The 21,902-nt window shown below is 68.4% G+C and carries 21 protein-coding genes; 12 read left to right on the top strand and 9 right to left on the bottom strand.

Going from position 1 to position 21,902, the window contains the following annotated elements; all coding sequences use genetic code 11:
- Positions 1–40: 40 nt before the first annotated feature.
- Positions 41–2,611 (bottom strand): bifunctional FO biosynthesis protein CofGH, encoded by a 2,571-nt coding sequence (locus tag QN239_RS09530; protein WP_499009836.1) that lies wholly within the window; start codon positions 2,609–2,611, stop codon positions 41–43.
- 184 nt (positions 2,612–2,795) lie between these two features.
- Between QN239_RS09530 and QN239_RS09525 the strand changes: the two genes are divergently transcribed.
- The gene (locus tag QN239_RS09525) at positions 2,796–4,064 is read left to right on the top strand and encodes a hypothetical protein (protein ID WP_499009833.1); all 1,269 of its coding nucleotides are present in this window, start codon (positions 2,796–2,798) and stop codon (positions 4,062–4,064) included.
- On the opposite strand, the gene QN239_RS09520 is transcribed toward QN239_RS09525, so the two are convergent.
- Positions 4,061–4,405 carry a hypothetical protein gene (locus tag QN239_RS09520; RefSeq protein WP_499009831.1) on the bottom strand — a complete coding sequence of 115 codons (345 nt, stop codon included), beginning with the start codon at positions 4,403–4,405 and terminating at the stop codon, positions 4,061–4,063. The two genes, QN239_RS09525 and QN239_RS09520, sit on opposite strands and share 4 nt — an antisense overlap.
- A gap of 202 nt (positions 4,406–4,607) precedes the next feature.
- On the bottom strand, positions 4,608–5,483 hold the full coding sequence (gene mshB / locus QN239_RS09515) for an N-acetyl-1-D-myo-inositol-2-amino-2-deoxy-alpha-D-glucopyranoside deacetylase (RefSeq protein WP_499009828.1): 876 nt from the start codon (positions 5,481–5,483) through the stop codon (positions 4,608–4,610).
- A 17-nt stretch (positions 5,484–5,500) separates the two neighbouring features.
- Between mshB and QN239_RS09510 the strand changes: the two genes are divergently transcribed.
- The gene (locus QN239_RS09510; RefSeq protein WP_499009826.1) at positions 5,501–6,748 is read left to right on the top strand and encodes a chloride channel protein; all 1,248 of its coding nucleotides are present in this window, start codon (positions 5,501–5,503) and stop codon (positions 6,746–6,748) included.
- On the opposite strand, the gene QN239_RS09505 is transcribed toward QN239_RS09510, so the two are convergent.
- Positions 6,745–8,634, bottom strand: a complete 1,890-nt coding sequence (locus QN239_RS09505; protein ID WP_499016681.1) for an ABC transporter family substrate-binding protein — start codon at positions 8,632–8,634, stop codon at positions 6,745–6,747. The genes QN239_RS09510 and QN239_RS09505 overlap by 4 nt on opposite strands.
- Before the next feature lie 410 nt (positions 8,635–9,044).
- On the opposite strand from QN239_RS09505, the gene QN239_RS09500 reads away from it, so the two are divergent.
- Complete coding sequence (locus tag QN239_RS09500) at positions 9,045–10,328, top strand: hypothetical protein (protein WP_499009823.1); 1,284 nt, start codon at positions 9,045–9,047, stop codon at positions 10,326–10,328.
- 13 nt (positions 10,329–10,341) lie between these two features.
- Here QN239_RS09500 and typA read toward each other — a convergent pair whose 3' ends face one another.
- On the bottom strand, positions 10,342–12,243 hold the full coding sequence (typA, locus tag QN239_RS09495; RefSeq protein WP_090363506.1) for a translational GTPase TypA: 1,902 nt from the start codon (positions 12,241–12,243) through the stop codon (positions 10,342–10,344).
- 306 nt (positions 12,244–12,549) lie between these two features.
- Here typA and QN239_RS09490 point away from each other — a divergent pair, with 306 nt between their 5' ends.
- Positions 12,550–12,816: a hypothetical protein gene (locus QN239_RS09490; RefSeq protein ID WP_090363638.1), complete on the top strand. Its 267-nt coding sequence runs from the start codon at positions 12,550–12,552 to the stop codon at positions 12,814–12,816.
- Here the strand turns inward: QN239_RS09490 and QN239_RS09485 are convergent.
- On the bottom strand, positions 12,813–13,205 hold the full coding sequence (locus QN239_RS09485) for a (deoxy)nucleoside triphosphate pyrophosphohydrolase (RefSeq protein ID WP_499009821.1): 393 nt from the start codon (positions 13,203–13,205) through the stop codon (positions 12,813–12,815). The two genes, QN239_RS09490 and QN239_RS09485, sit on opposite strands and share 4 nt — an antisense overlap.
- A gap of 27 nt (positions 13,206–13,232) precedes the next feature.
- On the opposite strand from QN239_RS09485, the gene QN239_RS09480 reads away from it, so the two are divergent.
- A complete protein-coding gene (locus QN239_RS09480; protein ID WP_499009819.1) occupies positions 13,233–13,517 on the top strand; it encodes a 4a-hydroxytetrahydrobiopterin dehydratase in 285 nt (94 codons plus the stop codon).
- Here the strand turns inward: QN239_RS09480 and QN239_RS09475 are convergent.
- A complete protein-coding gene (locus QN239_RS09475; RefSeq protein WP_499009817.1) occupies positions 13,462–14,727 on the bottom strand; it encodes a mannosyltransferase in 1,266 nt (421 codons plus the stop codon). The two genes, QN239_RS09480 and QN239_RS09475, sit on opposite strands and share 56 nt — an antisense overlap.
- Positions 14,728–14,870: 143 nt before the next feature.
- Between QN239_RS09475 and QN239_RS09470 the strand changes: the two genes are divergently transcribed.
- Positions 14,871–15,494 carry a hypothetical protein gene (locus QN239_RS09470; protein WP_499009816.1) on the top strand — a complete coding sequence of 208 codons (624 nt, stop codon included), beginning with the start codon at positions 14,871–14,873 and terminating at the stop codon, positions 15,492–15,494.
- A gap of 44 nt (positions 15,495–15,538) precedes the next feature.
- The gene (locus QN239_RS09465; RefSeq protein ID WP_499009814.1) at positions 15,539–16,489 is read left to right on the top strand and encodes an Rv1157c family protein; all 951 of its coding nucleotides are present in this window, start codon (positions 15,539–15,541) and stop codon (positions 16,487–16,489) included.
- A gap of 106 nt (positions 16,490–16,595) precedes the next feature.
- On the opposite strand, the gene QN239_RS09460 is transcribed toward QN239_RS09465, so the two are convergent.
- The gene (locus tag QN239_RS09460) at positions 16,596–16,745 is read right to left on the bottom strand and encodes a DUF1059 domain-containing protein (protein WP_167164047.1); all 150 of its coding nucleotides are present in this window, start codon (positions 16,743–16,745) and stop codon (positions 16,596–16,598) included.
- Between the two features lie 26 nt (positions 16,746–16,771).
- A complete protein-coding gene (locus tag QN239_RS09455) occupies positions 16,772–17,350 on the bottom strand; it encodes an HhH-GPD-type base excision DNA repair protein (protein ID WP_499009811.1) in 579 nt (192 codons plus the stop codon).
- Between the two features lie 105 nt (positions 17,351–17,455).
- On the opposite strand from QN239_RS09455, the gene QN239_RS09450 reads away from it, so the two are divergent.
- Genes QN239_RS09450 through QN239_RS09430 form a run of 5 tightly spaced genes read left to right on the top strand, consistent with a single transcriptional unit; the run spans position 17,456 to position 21,839 of the window.
- Positions 17,456–17,761, top strand: a complete 306-nt coding sequence (locus QN239_RS09450) for a DUF732 domain-containing protein (RefSeq protein WP_090363637.1) — start codon at positions 17,456–17,458, stop codon at positions 17,759–17,761.
- Positions 17,762–17,787: 26 nt separating this feature from the next.
- The gene (locus QN239_RS09445) at positions 17,788–18,963 is read left to right on the top strand and encodes a sensor histidine kinase (protein WP_499009809.1); all 1,176 of its coding nucleotides are present in this window, start codon (positions 17,788–17,790) and stop codon (positions 18,961–18,963) included.
- Entirely contained in the window at positions 18,960–19,733 is a 774-nt protein-coding gene (locus tag QN239_RS09440) for a LytR/AlgR family response regulator transcription factor (RefSeq protein WP_499009808.1), read from the top strand. The genes QN239_RS09445 and QN239_RS09440 overlap by 4 nt, the downstream gene beginning before the upstream one ends.
- On the top strand, positions 19,726–20,112 hold the full coding sequence (locus tag QN239_RS09435) for a hypothetical protein (protein WP_090363487.1): 387 nt from the start codon (positions 19,726–19,728) through the stop codon (positions 20,110–20,112). Before QN239_RS09440 ends, QN239_RS09435 begins: the two co-directional genes overlap by 8 nt.
- A complete protein-coding gene (locus tag QN239_RS09430) occupies positions 20,109–21,839 on the top strand; it encodes a sodium/solute symporter (protein ID WP_499009806.1) in 1,731 nt (576 codons plus the stop codon). Before QN239_RS09435 ends, QN239_RS09430 begins: the two co-directional genes overlap by 4 nt.
- Positions 21,840–21,902: the final 63 nt, after the last annotated feature.

Raw genomic sequence — 21,902 nt, 5'->3', positions numbered from 1 at the left:
CGGCGTGTCACTGTGCAGACACGCACGCTCGGGAGAGGGTCTAGGCCGCCAACGGTGCGTAGGTCGTGGTGCGCTGCCGGGCCGGCCGGCCGATCCCCTCGGCGATGGCCACCAGTTCCTCGACGGACTTGGCCGAGCCGTTCTCCGAGCCGGCCATCCGGGAGATGGTCTCCTCCATCAACGTGCCGCCCAGATCGTTGGCGCCACCCTGCAGCATCACCTGGGTGCGTTCGACGCCCAGCTTCACCCACGACGTCTGGATGTGCGAGATCCTGCCGTGCAACATGATCCGCGCCAGCGCGTGTACCGCCCGGTTGTCCCGGTGCGTCGGGCCCGGACGCGCGCCGCCGGCCAGATACAGCGGCGAGGACTGATGCACGAACGGCAGCGGCACGAACTCGGTGAACCCGCCGGTGCGGTCCTGGATACCGCGCAGCACGTTGAGGTGCCCCACCCAGTGCTTCGGAGTGTCCACGTGCCCGTACATCATCGTCGAGCTGGAACGCAGGCCCACCTCGTGCGCGGTGGTCACCACCTCGATCCACTCCGAAGTCGGCAGCTTGCCCTTGGTGAGCACCCAGCGCACCTCGTCATCGAGGATCTCGGCGGCGGTGCCCGGGATCGACCCGAGCCCGGCCTCCCGCAACGACGTCAGCCACTCCCGCACCGACAGGCCACTTCTGGTGACGCCGTTGGCGATCTCCATCGGCGAGAAGGCGTGCACATGCATCGACGGCACCCGGGCTTTGACCGCCCGCACCAGATCCGCGTATCCCGTCACCGGCAACTCCGGATCGATACCGCCCTGCATGCACACCTCGGTGGCCCCGGCGACATGTGCCTCCCAGGCCCGGTCGGCGACCTCCGCACTGGACAGCGAATAGGCGTCGGCGTCGCCCTTGCGCTGCGCGAACGCGCAGAACCGGCAGCCGGTGTAGCAGATGTTGGTGAAGTTGATGTTGCGGTTGACGACGAAGGTGACGTCGTCGCCGACGGCATCGCGGCGCAGCGAATCCGCAAGGGCGGCCACCGCATCCAGCGCAGGACCGTCCGCGGTGGCCAGGGCCAGGTATTCGTCGTCGCTGCAGCCACCCGGATTGCGTTCGGCCGCACGCAGGGCAGCCAGCACATCGGTGTCGATGCGCTCGGGAGCGCGGGCCGCCAACTCGGACACCTTCTCCCGGATGGACTCCCAGTCCCCGAACGCGCTGCCCAGATCGCTGCGGGTCTCCGTCAGGCGACCTTCGGTGTCGATGGCGGTGTGCAGATCGGTGCGCCCCAACGACTCGGACGCCTCATCGGGTTCCTGCCAGGGCCGGCCCACCGGGTTGACATCGCGCGCCCACCCGGTCTCGGGGTCGGCCAGCGCGTCCACATGCCCGCGCACCCGCGGATCGATCCACGCCGCACCCGCCTGCACGTAGGACGGCTGTGCGGTAAGACGTTGCACCAGTTCATAACCCGCAGCGGCAGTGACCTCGGCCAGGTCCTCCAGGGCCGGCCACGGCCGCTCCGGGTTGACGTGGTCGGGAGTCAAGGGCGACACCCCGCCCCAGTCGTCCACCCCGGCACCGATCAGCGCCAGGCATTCGTCGCGGGACACCAGGTTCGGTGGAGCCTGGATGCGCATCTTCGGTCCGAGCACCAGCCGGGTCACGGCGACGGTGGCCAGGAAATCGTCGATCCCGGTATCTGGCACGGATGCCATCGCGGTGTGGTCCTTGGCCCGGAAGTTCTGCACGATCACTTCCTGAACGTGCCCGAACTCCTTGTGCGAGCGCCGGATCGCATGCATGGTCTCGGCCCGTTCGGCCAAGGTCTCGCCGATACCGACCAGCAGGCCGGTGGTGAACGGGATGGACAACCGGCCCGCATCGTCGAGGGTGCGCAACCGTACGACGGGGTCCTTGTCGGGGCTGCCGTAATGCGCCAGCCCCTTGGTCTCATACAGCCGCCGTGACGTGGTCTCCAGCATCATGCCCATCGACGGGGCCACCGGCTTGAGCCGGGACAGCTCGGTCCAGCTCATCACCCCCGGATTGAGGTGCGGCAGCAGGCCGGTCTCCTCCAGGACCCGGATGGCCATCGCGCGGACATAATCCAGGGTGGAGTCATAACCGCGTTCATCGAGCCACTGCTTGGCCTCGTCCCAGCGGGCTTCCGGCCGATCGCCGAGGGTGAAAAGCGCTTCCTTGCAACCCAACTCTGCACCGCGCCGGGCCACGTCGAGAATCTCGTCGGGCTCCATGAACATCCCCTTGCCCTGGGCGCGTAGCCGGCCGGGCACGGTGACGAAGGTGCAGTAGTGGCAGGTATCGCGGCACAGGTGGGTGACCGGGATGAAGACCTTGCGGGAGTAGCTGACCGGTAGTCGCCCCTCGGGGCCACGGCGGCCCGCCGACTCCAGGCCGGCATCTCGTACCCGCGCGGCACTGGCGCACAGATCTGCCAGATCGTCGCCACGGGCAGTCATCGCGACGGCTGCTTCGTCGACATTGAGGGCCACACCGTCGCGGGCACGGCGCAACACACGGCGCAACGCGGACGTACTGGGCTTCGGCGGGATCACCGGACTGGGTAGATCGGAGCCGTGCTGCGGGTTCAGAGCCACTCCCCTGTAACCCCTGCGTCGTCGCGAATCATCCGCGCGTCTCACAATCTGAAACCACTGCCCCTGGCATAGGGGCCACCATAGTCCCAGCGATCGGCTGCGACGCGTGGCCCCAATGCAATAAACCTGCGTTGACTCTGGCGTAAATTCACCCGCACAGGCGACCGCAAGAACAGGAGCCACGATGGGTGTGTCCGTCCGTTCGTATCTGATGGCGGGCGTGACCGCCCTCGCCGCCGGCACCATTGCCATCCCGTCCTCGGTCGCGCCACCCACGGCGGCACCTGCCCCGGTGCATGCCCAGGTGCGTCTGGCCGCCGAGACCAGGACCACGTGGGCGCCCACACCCGTGATCGTGCTGGCCCCGAAGTCGCAGGTCACGCAGAAGGCGGCCGCCGCCGGGCCTTCTGCGGGCGCCCCGGCGCTCGCCTCCGCTTCCGCGGGCGCCCCGGCGCTCGCCTCCGCTTCCGCGGGTGCCCCGGCGCTCGCCGCCGCGGCCGCGCCCACCGCGGTGGCGCCGGCTGCCGCTGCGCTGGGTTTACCCGGGCTGAGCAGCGCCATCATCAACGGCTACGACTGGCTCATCGGTTGGGTCGACTACGGCGTGGACCTCGCCCAATACGCCGTCGGCTGGATCCCGATCGCGAATATCTTCGCTCCGCAGATCGGCATCGTCTACTACAACCTGATCCGGCCGATCATCACCAGCGCCGTCTACAACACCGCGTACGTCATCGGCGGGTACGTCAACCTGGTCCAGGCCGTCGGCAACGTCATCAACGACAGCATCAACGCAGGCAAGGGCTTCATCCAGGCAGAGATCAACTGGGCGCTGAGCTGGCTGCCCCCGCTGCCACCTCTGCCCTTCGCCGCGACGGCGGCCAAGACGGCAACGGCCCAGATCGCACTGGCGTCGGCAACCGGCGACACGGCCACCACCGGAACGCCGGTGACCGCGGCGGAAGAATCGACCGGCACCGGTGACACCGGCGACAAGACCACAGCCGCCGAGGACGGCACGCCCGCCGCCGGGGCAGAGCCCCTGACACACCAGGAGACCGCGACGCCGGACCCGGTCAAGACGCCGCCTACCGAACCGGAATCGGTCCCCGAGTCGGCCGCCGGCAACGACACTCCGGTCACCCCGCCGACGACCAAACCCGATGTGGTCAAGGCCGACGATCAGAAGCAGTCGACCGAGGCCACACCCGACACCACCAAGCCGGACGCCAAGCCCGAAACCAAAGCCGGCGACACCGACACCCCACCGGACACCACCAAATCGAGCACCACCAAATCGAGCACCACCAAATCGAGCACCGAGAAGGCCGACACCGGCAAGCCGGACCCGAAGAAGGCCGAGCCAAAAAAGACCGAGCCCAAGAAGAAGAAACGCGATCAGCACGCGTCGACCCCGAAGGCCGACACCCACTCGAACGCCGACGCGGACTAACGCGACCTGGCGTACCGCCGCAACACCAGCACGGGCGGAAGCGTGCCGACGACGATCAACAGGAGCAGCAGCAGCGCGCCGGATGCCGTCGTCGCGAACACGATGTCGCTACCCGGGCCACCCAGTGTCAGCGATCCGATGGTGGCCAGCCAGCACCACAGCGGCAGCGCACCTACCCGCGTCGAGGAGGTCCACTGCAACGCGGCCCAGACCAGGGCGGCGTTGCAGGCACCGCTGGCCAAGACGCTCGCCGGAAAGGGTGCACCGCTGACGCGCCAGGGCAACAGAAAGGCTGCGAGCACTGCGGACAACACACCGCCGAGGCACAGCAAAGAGATCATGACGGGCGGCACCCAGGCCGGTCCGTCGGGTTCTTCGTCCGTCAGGTCGAACCCCGTCAGGTGGGAATGCTGTCGAGCAGCGCGACAAGCGAACCGACCACCCACTGGAAGTTGTCGGCGCGGTCCTGCTGGTGCTGCAGATTGGGATCCAAGTCCGGGTCCATAGGGGCAGCGTACCGCCCCGAGCACGCCGGCCCGGCTGCTATCCGAGTTTCAGTCCGGCCAGCAGATCGGTTTCCACACCGCGCTCATCGCGCTCGCCCGCCGCCCCTTTGACCAGCACGTAATGCTCGGTCCCCCACAGCGGGAGCGCGACCAGGTTCGACAGCGCCAGCGAACGTCCGTCCGCGGCGACGCTGACCTGGGTGGCGTGGGCGCGCAACGCCGCGGCCTTCGCCGGCAGATGTGCGGCGGCGTCGATCACGGCGTCGACCTTCTCGTCGGGGTATCCGAACGTGATGTCCGACGGCTTGATCCGGATCCAGTCCGCAGGTGGGTCGCCGATATCGGCGAGCCCGTCGGCGATCCCCGATTCCGCCATCACCGTCCAGTAGAACTTCGGTACCTCCCACGGCTCGCCCGGATGGCTGTCACCACCCGCGGCGGCGACAGCGGCCGTGGTGACTTCGTGTGCGCGGATGTGGTCGGGGTGCCCGTATCCCCCGTTGGGGTCGTAACTCACGACGACGTGCGGGCGCAGGTCCCGGATGATCGCGACCAAAGCCGCGACGGGCTCGGCGATATCGGCGTCGACGAATCGCTGGCGGTGCCGGGCCGGCGTGCCCGGCATCCCGGAATCGCGCCAGCGGCCGGCGCCACCGAGAAAGATCGGCTCGCCGGCGCCCAGGGCCGCCAGTGCCGTCGTCAGTTCGGCGATGCGGTAGCCGCCCAGTTGATCAGCCGCGTCGACGGCGAGTTGGGTCCAACGATCGCCGATCACCTCGCCCTCCTCGCCCAGCGTGCAGGTGACCACGCGCACCGTGGCGCCCTGTGCCGCGTAATGCGCGATGGTCGCTCCGGTGGTCAGGGACTCGTCATCGGGGTGGGCATGCACGAAGAGCAGCCGAGGTGTTTGCACTCCCCTAGATTTACCGTGTGGCGGCTGCGGATGCGAGAAGCACCGATGAGCGGCACCTTCTCGAGTTCGGTTGCGCGGTCGTGGCCGTCGGTGTGCTCGCGGGCGCCGCGGGTGCGGCCACCACCCTGCTGCTGCACTGGGTGGAGCATCTGACCTACCACTATCACCTGGGCACCCTGCTGACCGGTGTCGGTGCGGCCGACCACATTCGTCGGGCGACCGGCCCGATGATCGGCGGCGCGCTCGCCGGCCTCGGCTGGTGGCTGCTCCGCCGCCGCGCGCCGGTTCCCTCGCTCACCGCGTCCATCACCGCGCACCGCCCGCTGGCCCGAATACCGCTGGCCGTCGACGCCGTCCTACAGGTGCTCATCGTCGGATCCGGCGCCTCACTCGGGCGCGAAGGCGCGCCTCGGCAGCTCGCCGCCGTCTTCGGCGACTGCGCCACCCGCCGGTGGGCGCTGACCGAACGTGACCGCGAGATCGTGCTGGCATCGGCCGCCGGCGCCGGCCTCGGGGCGGTCTACAGCGTGCCGCTGGGCGGCGCACTGTTCACCATCACCATCCTCATGCGCAGCTGGCACCCCCGCGTCGTCGGCACCGCGCTGATCACCTCCAGCCTGGCGGTGGCCGTCGCCGCGCCCGTCACCCATTTCGAGCATTCACTCACCTGGCCGTCGGCTGACGTGTCGTATCGGTTCGTCCTGCTGGCCCTGGCCATCGCGCCGGTGGCCGTCGGGATCGGGATCGCGTTCGAACGGCTGATGGCCACCGCGCGGCCCAAGGTGCCCTCCGCGTCATGGCTGCTGATTCCCGGTATCGCCGCCGCCGGACTGCTGACCGGCATCTGCTCGATCTGGTATCCCGAACTGCCGGGAAACGGCCGCAGCATTCTCACCGTCAGCGTGAACAGCTCATTGACCTTGTCGGCGGCTGCGGTCATCCTGCTGCTCAAGCCGGTCCTCACGGCGCTGTTCCTGCGCGCGGGCGCAGTCGGTGGCCTGATCACACCGGCGCTGGCCACCGGGGCCGCGGCGGGATCCCTTGTGGCGCTTACCCTCAACGAATATGCCGGCGCCGCGCTGAACGTGCCGGCGGCGGCCCTGACCTGCGCGGCGGGCGTACTGGCGATCACCCAAAGGGCACCCCTGTTCGCCGCGTTGTTCGTATGGGAGCTGGCCCGCCCGCCGGAATGGCTGGTCCTGGTGTTTGCGATCGCCGCGTTCACCGCCCACGCACTCTGGAAGCGCGTACACCCCGAACGTTAGGGCTGTTTCACCCATTTGCCGGCGTCGCCGACGATCCCGACCGGCACCGCGCCGGAAAGACTGACCCCGCGCACCCGCGGGCCGGCGGCCACGATGGTGGTGTCCTGCAGGATCGGCAGCACAGTCGACAAGTTCCACAGTCGCGGCTCGACGGCGTCGATCACCTTGGCGATTTCCTCGGTGCCGGCGAGAGCCGCTTCGATACGCGGCTGAATGCTGCGGTCGCAGACGCCGGTCAGGTTACTGGGCACCGTCACCAGCTCGCCGGTGCCGCTGGGCACCGGCGTGGTGGCGGTCGGTGTCGGGGTGGGCGCGGGCGGGGCGGGGCGGGGGGTCGTCGTCGTCTGCGCCGAGGACGTCGTGGTCGTGACGCTCGGGGACGGCGTCGCGGTCGACACGGCCGTCGCCTCCAGGGCCGGGCAGCCGTAGCGGGAGGCGAGCGCGGTGGCGAGGTCACCGCCGGCCTGGTGCCATCCGACAATCGCGTCGACCTTGTTGTTGGCCAACGCATCCCCGTACAAGACAACCGGGTCGAGCGCCGACACCGAGGCCGCGATGCCCACACTGCGCAACTGGTCGGCGGCGGTGTTGGCCACGGCCACCGACGTCGGGTCGTTGGCGGCCACGCCGATCACGAAGGTCAGCGGCTGGCCGTCCTTGGTGATCTGGCCGCGGGAGTCGTCCGGCGGTGGGACACCCGGCGTCGACGGGGGTGTCGACGTCACCGGCTCAACCTGGTACCCGGCGTCGGCCAGGAGTTGCAGGGCGGCCTCCCGGGGCATCGCCGGCGGCGCGGTCGGCACGTACCCGGGGTCCGACGGTGAGCGCACCTGGGCTTGGGCCAGCGTGACGGTGTTGTCCGATCCGGCGCCCACGGCAGCCAGCAGACCGACGTCGAGCAGCCCGAAGATCGCCTTGCGCACATGCGGGTCGGCAAGTGCGGGCTGTTGCGCGCGCAGCGTCAACTGCATCACCCGGGGCGTCACGATGCGCGCGGTCCGCACGTCCGGGATCGCCGACAGCTGCGCGAACGCCGCCTGACCACCGTGCACCTGCGCCACCTGGGTGTCGCCGTTGCGGATGGAATCGGCAAGGGCCGCAGCCGCTCCCCCGCGCCGGAACAGGATCTGGTCGGGCGCCGCGGGCGGGCCCCAGTAGCGGTCGTTGCGGGCCAGCAGGATCTCGTCGCGTTGCGGATCGATGCTGTCCACCCGGAACTGGCCGCCGGTGACCGGCATGGTGCGCACCAACCCGGCCCCGAATCCGCCCGGCACGTCCTTGACGATGTGGGCGGGCAGCAGATCGTTGAACAACTCCCGCCAGGCCGGGTACGGCTGGGAGAAGGTGACGACGGCGGTCTTGCCGCCCTCCACCGACTGCACCCCGGTGATCAGGTCGTAGCCGGCCGGGTCGACCACGCCGGGCTGACTGACCATCTGACGCCACAGATACCAGTAGTCGTCGGCGGCGATGGGCGCGTTGTCGGTCCAGGACGCCTCCGGTTTGATCCGGTACGTGACGGTGAACGGTTCCTCGCTGGTCACCTCGGCCGACACCAGCAGGCTGGTGTCGAGCTCCCAGCGCGAACCGGTCGGAGCGGCAGGATCCGGGATCGGCCGGAAAGAACTCGGCAGCACCAGAGCCGAGATGGCCGCGTTCACCGGCGACTGATCCGAGAGCAGATGCGGGTTGAAGCCCGCGCCGATCGAGTCGATGGCCATGATGATCTGCATCGCCTTGGCCGGCGGCGGTGGTGTCGACTGACTGGTCTCGGTGCTTTGCGGTGCCGGCGGCGGGCTCACCGTGCAGCCGGCCAGCACCAACGACGTTCCGACCAGGGCGCCGGCGACAGCGCGAAAACGTCGTGGGTTGGTCGGCACGCCCAACAGGGTATCGACAACCGCCCACGACACCGCCAACGTGTGCCCAAGACGCCGAGCGGGTACTTTTTCTACTAGAGGTCGTAGTACTAAAAGAATTGCGCATAAGCCGCCACATTATTAGCTACCCACTCGGTAACAATACGACACAGCAAAATCACAGTCAGCCCACATATGAGGCTTTTTACGTCATCTAGCTGCACATATGTAAATACGTAGGCGATATGGACAAGTTTCTCTGCTTTCTTCTTCGCTCGCTAAAATTCCGTTCCGGGAAATGTGGGCAAACAAGTAGCAGGGACCGACATATTTAAATTGAAACGTGTTTTACCAAATTGCTCTCCCTTGTCGCCACCGGGACTACGGTCAGCCCGGTCGGAGTGACCGACATCACAATCGAGTCAAGGGAGAGAACGTTGCAACTCGCATTGCGCCCCTATGTGACAACCGGCCTCGCGTTGGTGAGCGCCGGCGCCATCGCCATCACCCCGATAACTGCTCCGCCTCCGGAAGTCCACATGCCGGCCGTGGCCCTGGCCGCGAACCCGGTGATCGGTGCGTACACGCAATTACTCCAGGACACCTGGACCGATGTGCGGACCGTCGGATCCCAGGCCTGGAACGACGGTCTGCCCATCTTCGACCAGTTCGTCCGCAACACCAAGGCCAACTTCGACATCCTGGCCCAGGTACCGCCCAATCTGATCAACGGCGTCAAGTACGCGGTGTCCCAGATTCGGCCCACGCTCGACACGGCCGGGACACAACTGCGCGCCGGTCAGATCGACGATGCGATCAACACCTTGTGGAGCGGGCTGGTGATCAACCCGTTGATCGGTGTCGCCTTCCCACTGCTCAACACCCTGGAGATCCCGGTCAACATGGTGAAGACCTTCGCCCGGGTGGTCGAAGCGCTACCGTCGGCGGTCCTGATCGGCGTCGGACTCCCGGTCCTCAGCATGGTCACGGCCGTGGTGAACTCGATCGGCACTGTGGCACAAGGGCTTTACGACGGCGCCACCACCGGCAACCTGGGAGCGGTGCTGACGACCGTGCTCACCGCACCCGCCACCGTCCTCGGCGGCGCGCTCAACGGCGACCCGACCACCGGCACCGTGGGCCTGATCAACGGCGTCATCTCCGGCATCCTTGCCGCGCGTAAGACGATCGCCGACGCCATGGCACCCCCCGCCACCGCCACCGCCGGCGCCACCGCGCTGAAAGCCGCCGCCGCCAACGAGGTTCCGGCCGTCACCGCCGACACGGTGACCCTGGACGTCAAGTCGGCGCCCACCGGCGAGAGCACGAAGGTCGCCGAAGCCGCCCCTGCGGTCAAGGACGCCGAACCGGCTGCGACCGAAGCGAAGTCCGACACCGCGGTGACCGAGAAGGTCCCCGACACCGCCACAGCCGACACCACCAAGCCCGACGTCACCGCCAAGCCCGACGCCAAGCCCGACGCCAAAGCCAACGGTGCCACCGACCTCAGCGACGGCAACAAGGTGACCCCGGGTGAGAAGGCCGGCGAAAAGGCTTCCGACACCAAGGCATCCGAGAAAGCCGCCGACAGCGCTCAGAAAGAAACCCCGGCCGCGGTCACGACCACGGCTACCACGCCGGGTGCCACCACGTCCGCAGCCGACGATGGCAGCGATGCCAAAGCCGGTGCGACAGCGTCGTCAGCGGACGCCGGCGAGTAGCGCGAGTGGGCCGTCAGCCCTGCTGCTTCGCGCGTGACTTGGCGCGGGCCCGCAGGCTGGCGGTCAGCTCGACCTTGCGCACCCGCACGACCTCGGGGGTCACCTCGACGCACTCGTCCTCGGCGCAGAACTCCATGGCCTGCTCCAGGGTGAGATCCATGGGTCGAGCCAGCGTCTCCATCACATCGGCCGTCGAAGAGCGCATGTTGGTGAGCTTCTTCTCGCGGGTGATGTTGATATCGAGATCCTCGGCGCGCGGATTGATACCGACGACCTGGCCCTCGTAGGTGTCCTCGCCCGGTTCGACGAAGAAGGTGCCGCGGTCGGCGAGCTGGATCATCGCGAAGGGGGTGACCGAGCCGGTGCGGTCGCTGACCAGCGACCCGGTGTGCCGGGCCCGGATCTCGCCCGCCCACGGCCGGTAGCCGTCGAACACCGCATTGGCGATACCGGTGCCGCGGGTGAGCGTCAGGAAATCGGTGCGGAAGCCGATCAGGCCACGGCTGGGCACGATGAAGTCCATCCGGACCCATCCCGCGGCGTGGTTGGTCATCTGCTCCATCCGGCCCTTGCGGGCGGCCATCAGCTGGGTGATGGCGCCGAGGAACTCGTCGGGACAGTCGATGGTGAGCGCCTCGAACGGCTCGTGCACCTTGCCGTCGACGGTCTTGGTGACCACCTGCGGCTTGCCGACGGTCAGCTCGAAACCTTCCCGGCGCATCTGCTCGACCAGGATGGCCAGTGCCAGCTCACCTCGGCCCTGTACCTCCCAGGCGTCCGGGCGGCCGATGTCGACGACGCGGATGGACACGTTGCCGATGAGCTCGGAGTCCAGCCGGCTCTTCACCATTCGGGCGGTCAGCTTGTGTCCGGAGACCTTGCCGGCCAGCGGTGAACTGTTGGTGCCGATGGTCACCGAGATGGCGGGCTCGTCGACGGTGATCCGCGGCAGGGCGTGTGCGTGGTCCGGATCGGCCAGGGTGTCGCCGATCATGATCTCGGGCATACCCGCGACGGCCACGATGTCGCCGGCGCCGGCCTCGGTGGTGGCGGTCCGCTCGACACCCTCGGTGATCAGCAGTTCGGTGACCTTGGCACTGGTGATGACGGGGGCGCCGTCGACCTCGCGCATCCAGGCCACCTGCTGGCCCTTCTTCAGCTTGCCGTTGTAGATCCGGACCAGCGCGAGACGGCCCAGGAAGGCCGACGCGTCGAGGTTGGTGACCAGCGCCTGCAGCGGGGCCTCCGGGTCACCGGCCGGGGCCGGGATGTGCTCCATCAGCACGTCGAACAGCGGGTCCAGGTTGTCCCCGTCGGGCACCTCGCCGTTGGCGGGTTCGGTGGTGCTGGCGATGCCGGCGCGACCCGACGCGTAGAGCGTCGGGAGGTCGAGTGCCTTCTCGGCGGAAGCCTGGGCTTCCTCGTCCAGGTCGGAGGCGACGTCGAGCAGCAGGTCGTGGCTCTCCTCGACCACCGCGGCGATGCGGGCATCGGGGCGGTCGGTCTTGTTGACCACCAGGATCACCGGCAGATGCGCCGACAGCGCCTTGCGCAGCACGAACCGGGTCTGCGGCAGCGGGCCTTCAGAGGCATCGACGAGCAGCAGCACGCCGTCGACCATCGACAGACCGCGCTCGACCTCGCCGCCGAAATCGGCGTGGCCCGGGGTGTCGATGACGTTGATGACCGTGACCGTGCCATCCGCGTTGTGCCGGTGCACCGCGGTGTTCTTGGCCAGGATGGTGATGCCCTTTTCCTTTTCCAGGTCACCGGAGTCCATGATGCGTTCGGTCGAGTCGTCTCCGCGGTGGGTCAACGCACCCGACTGCCGCAGCATGGCGTCGACCAGGGTGGTTTTACCGTGGTCGACGTGCGCGACGATGGCTACGTTGCGAAAGTTCGGGCGAGAATCCACGACGACGATTGTCGCAGTGTGAGTACCGGATCACGAAAACGGCGGATGCCGCGGTGGTGGTGGGAAGGCAAGTGTGAAGAACCTGACCTCGGTCAAGGCCAAGAAGAAGTGCTGCCGTAGCAAGCCACGGTGCAAGCGGTGCCCGTTGGTGTTGCACAAGGTGCACAAGGCCGCGCACGCGGGTGCTTCTGACAAGGAGCTGGAGAAAGTCTTCAAACATGCCAGAAAGTCGTAATGACCTGCATTTTCCAGCCCCGGCGGGCGTACCTTTGAAGTATCCGTCACCGATGGTTGGAGGTGTCGATCATGACGGTTTACGAGGCACTCACCGTAGCGCTGATCGTGGTGCTGGCGCTGGCGACGACAGCAGCGATCTACCTCGGTTTGCTCAACTGGATCGGCGGCGCGTTCGTCGTCCGGTGTGCGGCATGTCACCATCTGACCTTCTCCTCGGCAAACGCGCCGCAGAGGTCCTGCCCGCAATGCCGGCATCAGGCGCTCATCCATCCGATATACGCCGCACAGCACCCTGGCGGTGAGGTGCGAGTGGTCGGCGACCGACTGCGTTACTAGCGGTGGGCCAGCGCCGACAGCAGATCCGGCACCCAGGCCCGGTCGGCCGGCACCCAGGGCAGATCGACGAGATCGGTGGCGCGCACCCAGCGCAACGCCCGGTGGTCGTGCGGCTGCGGACTACCGTGGGTCAGCGTGACCCGGTAGGCCCGCAGCGTCATACCGTTGGGCAGCGCGACATCGGACCCGATGCGCGCCCCGACGGTCACACGGATCCCGAGTTCTTCGTGCAGTTCGCGAGACAGCGCCTCGGCGTCGGACTCCCCCGGTACGATCTTCCCACCGGGCAGTTCCCACAGCCCGGCCAGCTCGGCCGGACGGGCACGTTGCGCGACCAGCAGTCCGTCTTCCGAAATGAGCGCCCCCGCAACGACAATCTGCTCATCCATCGCCGATGACGGTATACCGTCGGTGACATGGCCGTGTTGACGAACGAGCAAGTTGATGCCGCGCTGGCCGACCTGCCCGGCTGGGAACGCGCGTCAGGCGCCCTACACCGGTCGGTCAAGTTCGGCGCGTTTCTCGACGGAATCGAGGCGGTCCGGCGGGTGGCCGAATTCGCCGAAAGGGCCGACCATCATCCTGATATCGATATTCGTTGGCGGACAGTGACTTTCGCATTGGTAACGCATTCGGCCGGCGGGATCACCGAGAAGGATCTGGCGATGGCGGCTGATATCGACCGGATCCTCGGCCAGTAGCGGCCATCCAGGTCAGCGTGGCCAGGGTGGCCACGGGGTAGACCAGGCCCGCCCAGGCCAGGTACCACGGCCGGCTGATCTCCCAGATGGTCGGCTGCGCGAAGCTGAGCAGCCAGGGCAGCCCGATCAACGTCAAGACCAGCCAGCCCCAACCCAGAATGCGCGCGCCACGGCGCTCACGCAGCGGGCCGTGCAGCAGCCAGATCATCAGCGGGATCAGCCACACCCAGTGGTGGGTCCACGAAATCGGCGACAGCAGCAGGCCGAACAGTTGCACGATCACGATCCCGGCCAGCCGGTCGCTGCCGCCGTCCACCGCCCGCCAGGCCAGCACGGCCAGGACCGCGGCTGCCAACAGGATCGCGATCACCACCGGTCCATACCCGGCGTCGTGCCCGAGGATCCGGGAGATCGCGCCCCGCACCGATTGGTTGAACGAGGTACCGATCGGGCCGATTCGGCCGGCATCGCCGAGCAGGTCGGTGAAGTAGTACCGCCCCTGCGCGCCCACCACCAGAATCGACACCGCGACCGTCGCGGCGAACACCACCGCGGAGAAGGCCGCCGCCCCGAAGCGACGCACGCCCAGGAAGTACAGGCCCGATACGGCCGGCGTCAGCTTCATCCCGGCGGCCAGTCCGACGAGGAGGCCCGACACCCACCAGCGCGAGCTGTACGCCGCGTAGAGCACGGCCAGGACCAGCAGCACATTGATCTGCCCGTAGTCGAAGGTGCTGCGCAGCGGCTCCGTCCAGATCCCGGCGGCGGTCCATAGCATCGCCGTGCGGGCGTTGGGACGGCCCAGCAACCGCAGGCTCAGCGACACCACGCCGTACAGCGCGGCGACGATGCCGACCTGCCAGAAGAAGGCCACCAGGCCGAACGGCAGCAGATGCAGCGGATAGAACACCACCGCCGCGAACGGCGGATAGGTGAACGGCAGCGGGAAGTCCGGTGTCTGGTCTGCGTAGACGTAGGAGTACAGCGTGCCGGGGTGGTCGAGCGCACCGGCGCCGCCCACGTAGACGTGCAGGTCGACGAAGTTCGCGCCGTTCGGCACCAGGTAGGTCCACGCCAGTCGCGCCGCGATGCTGAGCGCGAACAAGACCGGCGCCAGACGGGTGCGTGGCGCACTCGGGGCGCGCGAAGAGGTGGTGTCTACGGCTCGACTGTAGCCAGCCCGATTCAGATGGGCGATTGCGGTCACCATCGGCACACACCTCCGTAACGGTTGAATAACCGCCACACGTGTCACTTGAGTAACACCAGTAACGGGCTACTTTCGGATTCAGACCCGCCGCCAACGAATTGGGGAGAACCATGCCAGCTACCAGAAAACTGTTTATTACCAGCATGATCGCTGGCGCGGGTGCGGTGACCGCGCTCGCGCTCAGCCCGGTTGCCGGCGCCGACCCGGTGCTACCGGCCCCGGTCGCACCGGCCGCCCCGGCCGCACCGGCGTTGCCGTTCGCCAACCAGCTCGCGATGGCTCCCCAGCTGATCCAGGGTCTGGCCTCGGCGTTGTCCGGAGGCGGTGCGGCATCCGCCGTGCCCGCCGCGGCCGCACCGGCTGCCGCTCCCGCCGCGGCACCGGCAGCGAGCGCCAACCTCACCCTGCCGCAGTTGCCGGCCGTCAGCCCGGCCTCGGCGGCCACCGCCGCGGCACCCCTCGCGGCAGCGGCAGCACCCGCGCCCACCGGCAACGTGATGTTGCCCCAGGCCGATGTGAATCTGCCGCAGGTGGGCGGGCTTGAACTGCCCAAGCAGTTGGCCTTCCCGGGTGATCTCGCCTCGCTGCTGCCCGCCGGTTCACCGTTGGCCGGATTGCTGCCCAAGGCCGCCACCGCAGCGCCGGCCGCACTCGGTGCCGCAGCGCCCGCGGCCGCCGCGGCACCTGCCGCGGCCTCCGCACTGCCGGGGGCCGCCGGCCTCATGCCGATGCTGCTGCCGACGACGGCATTGTCCGCGCTGCCGTGATCGGGAGCTGACCAGCCGTCACCACACATATCCAGGGGGAAGTCATGACATCGATCCGGACACTGCTGACCAGTACCGCCGCGACAACGCTGGTGGTGCTGGGCAGCGGCGTCGCCTCGGCGGATCCCGCGGTGCCCGCACCGTTGCCGATCAACAATTTGCAGGCGCCCGGGCTGCCTGCGATGGAGACGCTCGGACCGGCGATTCAGCAAGCCGCCGCCGATCCGCAGGGAGCCGCATCGATGCTCATGGCCGCGGCCGCCGCGTTCGCAGGAAACGCGGCGGCACCTGACGATTCGAAGAACATGGCCACCGCGGTCAACCAGTTCGCCTCCGACCCGCAGGCGCACGTGCCCGCAGCGGGCGCCGGACCGGAAGCTCACCTGCCCGCGGGGGTGGACCCGGCGCATGCCGTCGGACCCGCACCCGAGGCTGCCGCGCTGCCCGCACCGGCTCCCGCGCCGGCTCCCGCTCCCGATGCCGCCCCGCTGGCCGCCGCAGCACCAGCACCAGACGCCGTGCCGGCACCGGCCCCTGGCCCCGCGCCGGCACCCGCGCCGGCGCCGACGGGTCTGTTGAGCCCGGACGCCGCCACCAAGCAGGACTTCATGTACCCCTCGATCAGCAACGGATGCCTCGCCAACGGCGGCAACGTGCTCGCCACCGCGATCTCGGTGGCCGGCCCGGCGGCGATCCCGACGCCGGGCCCCGGCCCGGGTCAGACCGCGTACGTCTTCACCGCGGTCGGCACTCCTGGTCCCGCAGCCGAGCAGAAGCTGCCGCTGAACGTGACGTGGGTGAATCTGTCCACCGGGAAGTCCGGGACCGCAACGCTCAAGCCCCGCCCGGATATGAACCCCGAGGGGCCGACCACCTTGACCGTCGTCGCCGACACCGGGTCAGGCAGCATCATGTCGACGATCTTCGGTCAGGTGACCACGACAGAGAAGCAGTGCCAGTTCATGCCCACCATCGGTTCGACGGTGGTGCCGTAAGTCCTTAGCTCACCCGAAAGCTCACCCGAACCGCGACGGTGCACACAGATCGCAAATCCGGCCCGATAAGCGATCTGGGTGCACCGTCGTCGGGTAAGCGCCCCGCTCAGTACGCCATGAACAGGATCATCTCCCGGTCGTACTCACGACCGGGATGAGCTTGCGCCAGATGTTCCTGGGCCTTTTCCACCAGATCGTTCTCGTCGGTGCCGGTAATCGCTTCGCCGCAGGGGCAATTCAGATGCGTCTTCGCCATGTGATCACCATCTCATATCGTGCGGCTCAGGCCTTGGCCGCCTTTGCGGCAGCTTTCATCTTCTTCTTGTAGGCCCGGACTTCCTGCAGTGACCCGGGATCCACCACGTCGGCCACCGACATGTGTGTGCCCGCCTTGCCGTAATCCCCTGCCGCGGCCCGCCAGCCGGCCGGTGTCACGCCGTACTGCTTGCCGAGCAGGGCCAGGAAGATCTTGGCCTTCTGCTCACCGAAACCGGGCAGCCGCTTGAGCCGGCGCAGCACCTCGGCACCGTCAGGGTCACCGGCGGTCCACAGCGCGGTCACGTCACCGTCGTAGTCGTCGACGATCGCCTGTGCCAGGGTCTGCACCCGCTTCGACATCGATCCCGGAAAGCGGTGGATGGCCGGGGTTTGCGAGCACAGCGCGACGAACTCGTCCGGGTTGTACTCGGCAATCTGGCGCGCATCGACGCCACCGATCCGGTCCGCGATCTTCTTCGGCCCGGCGAACGCCGTCTCCATGGGGATCTGCTGGTCGAGAAGCATGCCGACGAGAAGCGCGAAGGGATTGGACTCGAGCAGAGCGTCGGCCTCGGGGTCTTGGACCAACTGCAAGGTGGGCATCTGGCCAGTTTAAGGCGAGCCCGGCGGGCATTCCCGAAGTCTGTGTCCGTCCTGTGTGCGAACGTATAGACGACAAACCGGTGGTACACCCGTGGGGAGACGGACATGAAACGTGTGGTTGCACCTCTTCTTGCCGGTCTTGCCGGGCTCGCCACCACGATCGCCCTGGCCGCCCCCGCCAACGCGATCCCGGACCAGGGCACCCCGGCGTTCGACGACTACATGCAAGGCCTGCAACGCAACGGCTACAACCTGAATCCCGACACCGCATGGCGCGTCGCGCACCAGGCATGCATCGGCGGCATACCGGGCTACATCGGTTTGGAACTGGCCGCCCAGGGCGTCATCGGCCCCGGGGCGCAGGAACGGGTCATGGACGTGGCCAGGAAGTACGCCTGCCCGGTTCAATAGCCCGACCGGTTTAGGGTGGCCGCAAGATGTCCGGCCAAGTTGCTCTCGCGCTGGCCGTCGCCCTGTTGTTGGCGGCGGTGGCCGCAGTGCTGATCGTGCGCACCCGGCGCGTCGTGGCCACCCCCACCGAACGAGCCGTACACACCGCGCTGCACACCGCATCGCTCGCGGCGCGCGCCCTGCGCCGTGGCCTGGACACCGAATCCGCGCAGACCGCGGCGCCGTTCCTGCGCGGACTGACTGGCACCGAAGGCGTCGCCCTCTTCGATGGCGACGGTGACCTGCTGGCCCGCGACTCCGCCGACGACGCGATCTGGACACCCGAGATCGTCGAGGCCTGCGCGTCGACCGCCCGCGACTCCGTATCCGCGGCACGCCGGGTGCTGACCAACAACGGGACGACCGCCGTGGTAGCCCAGCCCCTGCTCGCCGAGGGCGGTGACGTGCTCGGCGCGCTGGTGTCGGTGGCTACCGGCAATCCCGGGCCGGGCATGCTGGGCGCCATCGGCGAGGTGGCCCGCTACGCGGCCAGCCAGCTCGAACTGGCCGAGCTCGACGCCTCACGGGCCCGGCTGGACCGGGCCGAGGTGCTGGCACTGCGGGCCCAGATCAGCCCGCACTTCATCTACAACGCCCTCAACACCGTCGCGTCCTTCGTGCGCACCGACCCCGACCGCGCCCGCGAACTGATCCTGGAATTCGCCGATTTCACCCGCTACTCGTTCCGGGCGGCCGGGCAGTACACCACGCTCGCCGAGGAGCTGCGCAACATCGACCGCTACCTGACCCTGGAGCGCGCCCGCTTCGGCGCGGCGCTCACGGTGCGCCTGCAGGTGGCCCCCGAGGTGCTCAACGTCGTCGTGCCGTTTCTGGCGCTGCAACCGTTGGTGGAGAACGCCGTCCGACACGGCTTGGCCGCCCAGGGCGGCGGATCGGTGGAGATCATCGCCCGTGACGCCGGCACCGATTGCGTCATCACCGTCGAGGACGACGGCGCCGGAATGGACCCCGAGATGCTGCGCGCCGGAGCCGACCAGTCCGCGCACGTGGGCCTGACGAATGTGGACCATCGGCTGCGGGCAGCCTTCGGCAACGATTACGGTCTGGTGGTCGAGACGGCTCTCGGAGCGGGCACCAAGGTCATCATGCGGGTGCCGAAGTTCCGTTCCGGGGTGCGGGCCAGCGGAGGTGCGTACACGTGAGTTCCAAGCTGACGGTGCTCGCCGTCGACGACGAGGCACCCGCACTCGACGAACTCGCGTATCTGCTGGGCCGCCATCCTGGTGTCGCCGAGGTGTTCACCGCCGGCGACGCCACCTCGGCGTTACGAGAACTCAACCGGCACACCATCGATGCGGTGTTCCTCGACATCAACATGCCGGGTCTGTCCGGAATCGAACTCGCCGGCGTCCTCACCAACTTCGCGCATCGGCCCGCCGTGGTGTTCGTGACCGCGCATGACGACAAGGCGGTGGCGGCCTTCGATGTCGGCGCCACCGATTATCTGCTCAAACCGATCCGGCAGGACCGCCTCGACGAGGCGGTGCGCCGGGCCGCCACCACCCAGACCGGTGCCGCACTCGGAGACGGAGACCAGGACTCCGACGTGGTGCCCGCCGAACTCGGTGGCATCACCCAACTGGTGCCCAGGGACAGCATCGGCTGGGTGGAGGCCGAGGGCGACTACGCCCGCCTGCACTCGGCCACCGGAGCCCACCTGGTGCGAATCCCGTTGAGCGTGTTGGAAACTCGCTGGGCCGACCACGGATTCCAGCGTATCCACCGGTCCTATCTGGTGTCCCTGCGTCTGGTCACCGGGCTGCGCACGCACGACGGCGCGATGCTGGTGCGGTTGCGCGCCAACGGCACCTCACCTGCCGTCGAGCTACCGGTGAGCCGACGCCAGGCGCGCGAACTTCGGGACCGGCTGGTCCGGGATCCGATGCGCAATCTGAAGCCCGCCGATGAGTGAGCCACCGCAGGGGTCCACGCCGCGGCCCGCCGCGGGGCGGCAACGGGTCGTGCTGGCGCACCGGCGCGGCGCCCGGATGGTGCGCACCCGGGTGGAGGTGCAGGAGCAGACCCAGGTCGGCGACGCACTGGTACGTGGTCTGATGCGCGCCCAACTGGGTCTGGCGCTGCGGCTGACGCTGGTCGTCATCGCCGGGGTGGTCGCGACCGTGATACTGGCACCGCATCTGAGCGCACTGACGGTGCTCGGCATGCGGCTGAACTGGTTGGTCCTCGCCGTGCTCTGCTACCCGCTGCTCTACGGGATAGGCCGGCTGTACGTCCGCCTCGCCGAACAGGCCGAGCGCGATTTCGTGCGGGTCGTCGACAGCGAACCATGACCGGCGCCCCACTCACGGCGGCCGCCCTCCTGGCCGCGGCGGTGGCCACCGTCGCCATCGGCGCCTACGGGGTCCGGTTGTCGCGTACCACGTCCGACTTCCTGGTGGCGTCTCGCAGTGTCGGTCCACGCTGGAACGCGGCCGCGATCTCGGGCGAATACCTCTCGGCGGCATCGTTTCTCGGCGTGGCGGGCCTCATCGCCAAGTACGGCGCCGACGCACTGTGGTACCCGGTGGGGTTCACCGCGGGTTACCTGGGGCTGCTGCTGTTCGTCGCCGCTCCCCTGCGCCGCTCGGGCGCCTACACCGTTCCCGACTTCGCCGAATTCCGGCTCGGCTCGGCACGGCTGCGCAAGGTGGCGATGCTCGTCGTGGTGGTGATCTGCGTGTTCTACCTGGCTCCGCAATACCAGGGGGCCGGGTTGACACTGAAAACCCTTCTGGGAATGCCGGTATGGACCGGGCCTCTGCTTGTCGGCGCGATCGTGATCAGCAATGTGGTCGGCGGCGGGATGCGGTCGATCACCTTTGTGCAGGCCTTCCAGTACTGGTTGAAACTGACCGCCATCGCGATTCCCGCACTCGCTCTGCTCGGGTTGTTCCTCAGCGACCGTGCCGAATTGGGCGGACCGCTGCCGCCGAGCGTGCAGCATCAGACCACCGTCGCGATCGATACCGACGTGGTGGTGCAGGTGGTCGATCCCGCGGGCATCACCATCACCGGAACCCTGGATGGCCGGCATGTCGAGGCCGCCACCCTCGGCGTTCCCGGCGACCACACCCTGGGCGCGGGCAGCACGCTGACCCTGGCCGCCGGCGCGGCCACCCCGGTGGTGGCCGGCACCCCGAGCACCGGCGGCGAATGGATCACCTCCGGCGGCGGGCTGGGTGGCGGCCATCCGCTCTATCAGGTGCTGTCCATCATCGTGGCGACCTTCCTCGGCACCATGGGTCTGCCGCATGTGTTGGTCCGCTTCTACACCAATCCCGACGGCCGCGCGGCCCGGCGCACCGCGCTGGCCGTCATCGCCATGGTCTCGGTGTTCTATCTGTTTCCCGTACTCCTCGGCGTGTTCTCCCGGCTGTACGTACCGCAGTTGCTCATCACCGGAACCGCCGACGCCGCTGTGCTTCTGGCCCCGGGATCGACCATCGGCGGCGTAGCGGGACAACTACTGGGTGCGCTGGTGGCCGCAGGCGCCATCGCCGCGTTCCTGGCGACCTCGTCGGGGCTGCTGGTCAGCATTGCCGGGGCATTGGCCACCGATGTGCTGCGCGGGCGTGTGCGCGATTTCCGGGTCGCCGCGGTGATCGGCGGGCTCATCCCGATTCCGCTGTCACTGGTGGTGTCGGGCCTGGAATTGTCCCGCAGTGTCGGACTGGCCTTCGCGGTCGCGGCATCGACGTTGTGTCCGCTTCTGGTGCTTGGCATCTGGTGGCGAGGTCTGACCGCCGCCGGCGCCGCGTGCGGACTGATCATCGGCGGCGGCGTGTGCGGCAGCGCGGTGGCGGTGGCCATCGCCGGTGGTGTCGACGACGACGTGCTCGGCGGCTGGCCCGCCGTCATGGTGGGCTACCCTGCCGCGGTCAGTGTGCCACTGGCGTTCACGACGATGATGGTGGTCAGCCGATTCACCCGCACCACTGCGGATGTCGGGCAGATCTTCGCCCGCATGCATCTACCGGAACGGCTGGGCATGGGTGTGGAGCGCGTGCCCAGAGGATGAGGGAGACTCGGCTAGGTTGGCCGGCTGGTGGAGTCGGGCCGCATGATCGGGAAAGTGGTGGTG

This window comes from Mycolicibacterium sp. Y3 (assembly GCF_051188035.1).
GTDB classification, from domain to species: Bacteria; Actinomycetota; Actinomycetes; order Mycobacteriales; family Mycobacteriaceae; genus Mycobacterium; species Mycobacterium fluoranthenivorans.
Note: the sequence above shows the minus strand (reverse complement) of the source record. Positions and strands in the feature narration are given on the sequence as shown.

Bases quoted from the DNA above. Each gene is read 5' to 3' on its own strand.
- QN239_RS09450 (WP_090363637.1), top strand. From the start codon at position 17,456: ATGAAACGTGTGGTTGCACCTCTTCTTGCCGGTCTTGCCGGGCTCGCC.
- QN239_RS09455 (WP_499009811.1), bottom strand. From the start codon at position 17,350: ATGCCCACCTTGCAGTTGGTCCAAGACCCCGAGGCCGACGCTCTGCTC.
- QN239_RS09485 (WP_499009821.1), bottom strand. From the start codon at position 13,205: ATGGATGAGCAGATTGTCGTTGCGGGGGCGCTCATTTCGGAAGACGGA.
- QN239_RS09430 (WP_499009806.1), top strand. From the start codon at position 20,109: ATGACCGGCGCCCCACTCACGGCGGCCGCCCTCCTGGCCGCGGCGGTG.
- QN239_RS09445 (WP_499009809.1), top strand. From the start codon at position 17,788: ATGTCCGGCCAAGTTGCTCTCGCGCTGGCCGTCGCCCTGTTGTTGGCG.
- QN239_RS09460 (WP_167164047.1), bottom strand. From the start codon at position 16,745: ATGGCGAAGACGCATCTGAATTGCCCCTGCGGCGAAGCGATTACCGGC.
- QN239_RS09490 (WP_090363638.1), top strand. From the start codon at position 12,550: ATGACGGTTTACGAGGCACTCACCGTAGCGCTGATCGTGGTGCTGGCG.
- QN239_RS09465 (WP_499009814.1), top strand. From the start codon at position 15,539: ATGACATCGATCCGGACACTGCTGACCAGTACCGCCGCGACAACGCTG.
- QN239_RS09480 (WP_499009819.1), top strand. From the start codon at position 13,233: ATGGCCGTGTTGACGAACGAGCAAGTTGATGCCGCGCTGGCCGACCTG.
- QN239_RS09525 (WP_499009833.1), top strand. From the start codon at position 2,796: ATGGGTGTGTCCGTCCGTTCGTATCTGATGGCGGGCGTGACCGCCCTC.
- QN239_RS09520 (WP_499009831.1), bottom strand. From the start codon at position 4,405: ATGATCTCTTTGCTGTGCCTCGGCGGTGTGTTGTCCGCAGTGCTCGCA.
- QN239_RS09470 (WP_499009816.1), top strand. From the start codon at position 14,871: ATGATCGCTGGCGCGGGTGCGGTGACCGCGCTCGCGCTCAGCCCGGTT.
- QN239_RS09475 (WP_499009817.1), bottom strand. From the start codon at position 14,727: ATGGTGACCGCAATCGCCCATCTGAATCGGGCTGGCTACAGTCGAGCC.
- QN239_RS09435 (WP_090363487.1), top strand. From the start codon at position 19,726: ATGAGTGAGCCACCGCAGGGGTCCACGCCGCGGCCCGCCGCGGGGCGG.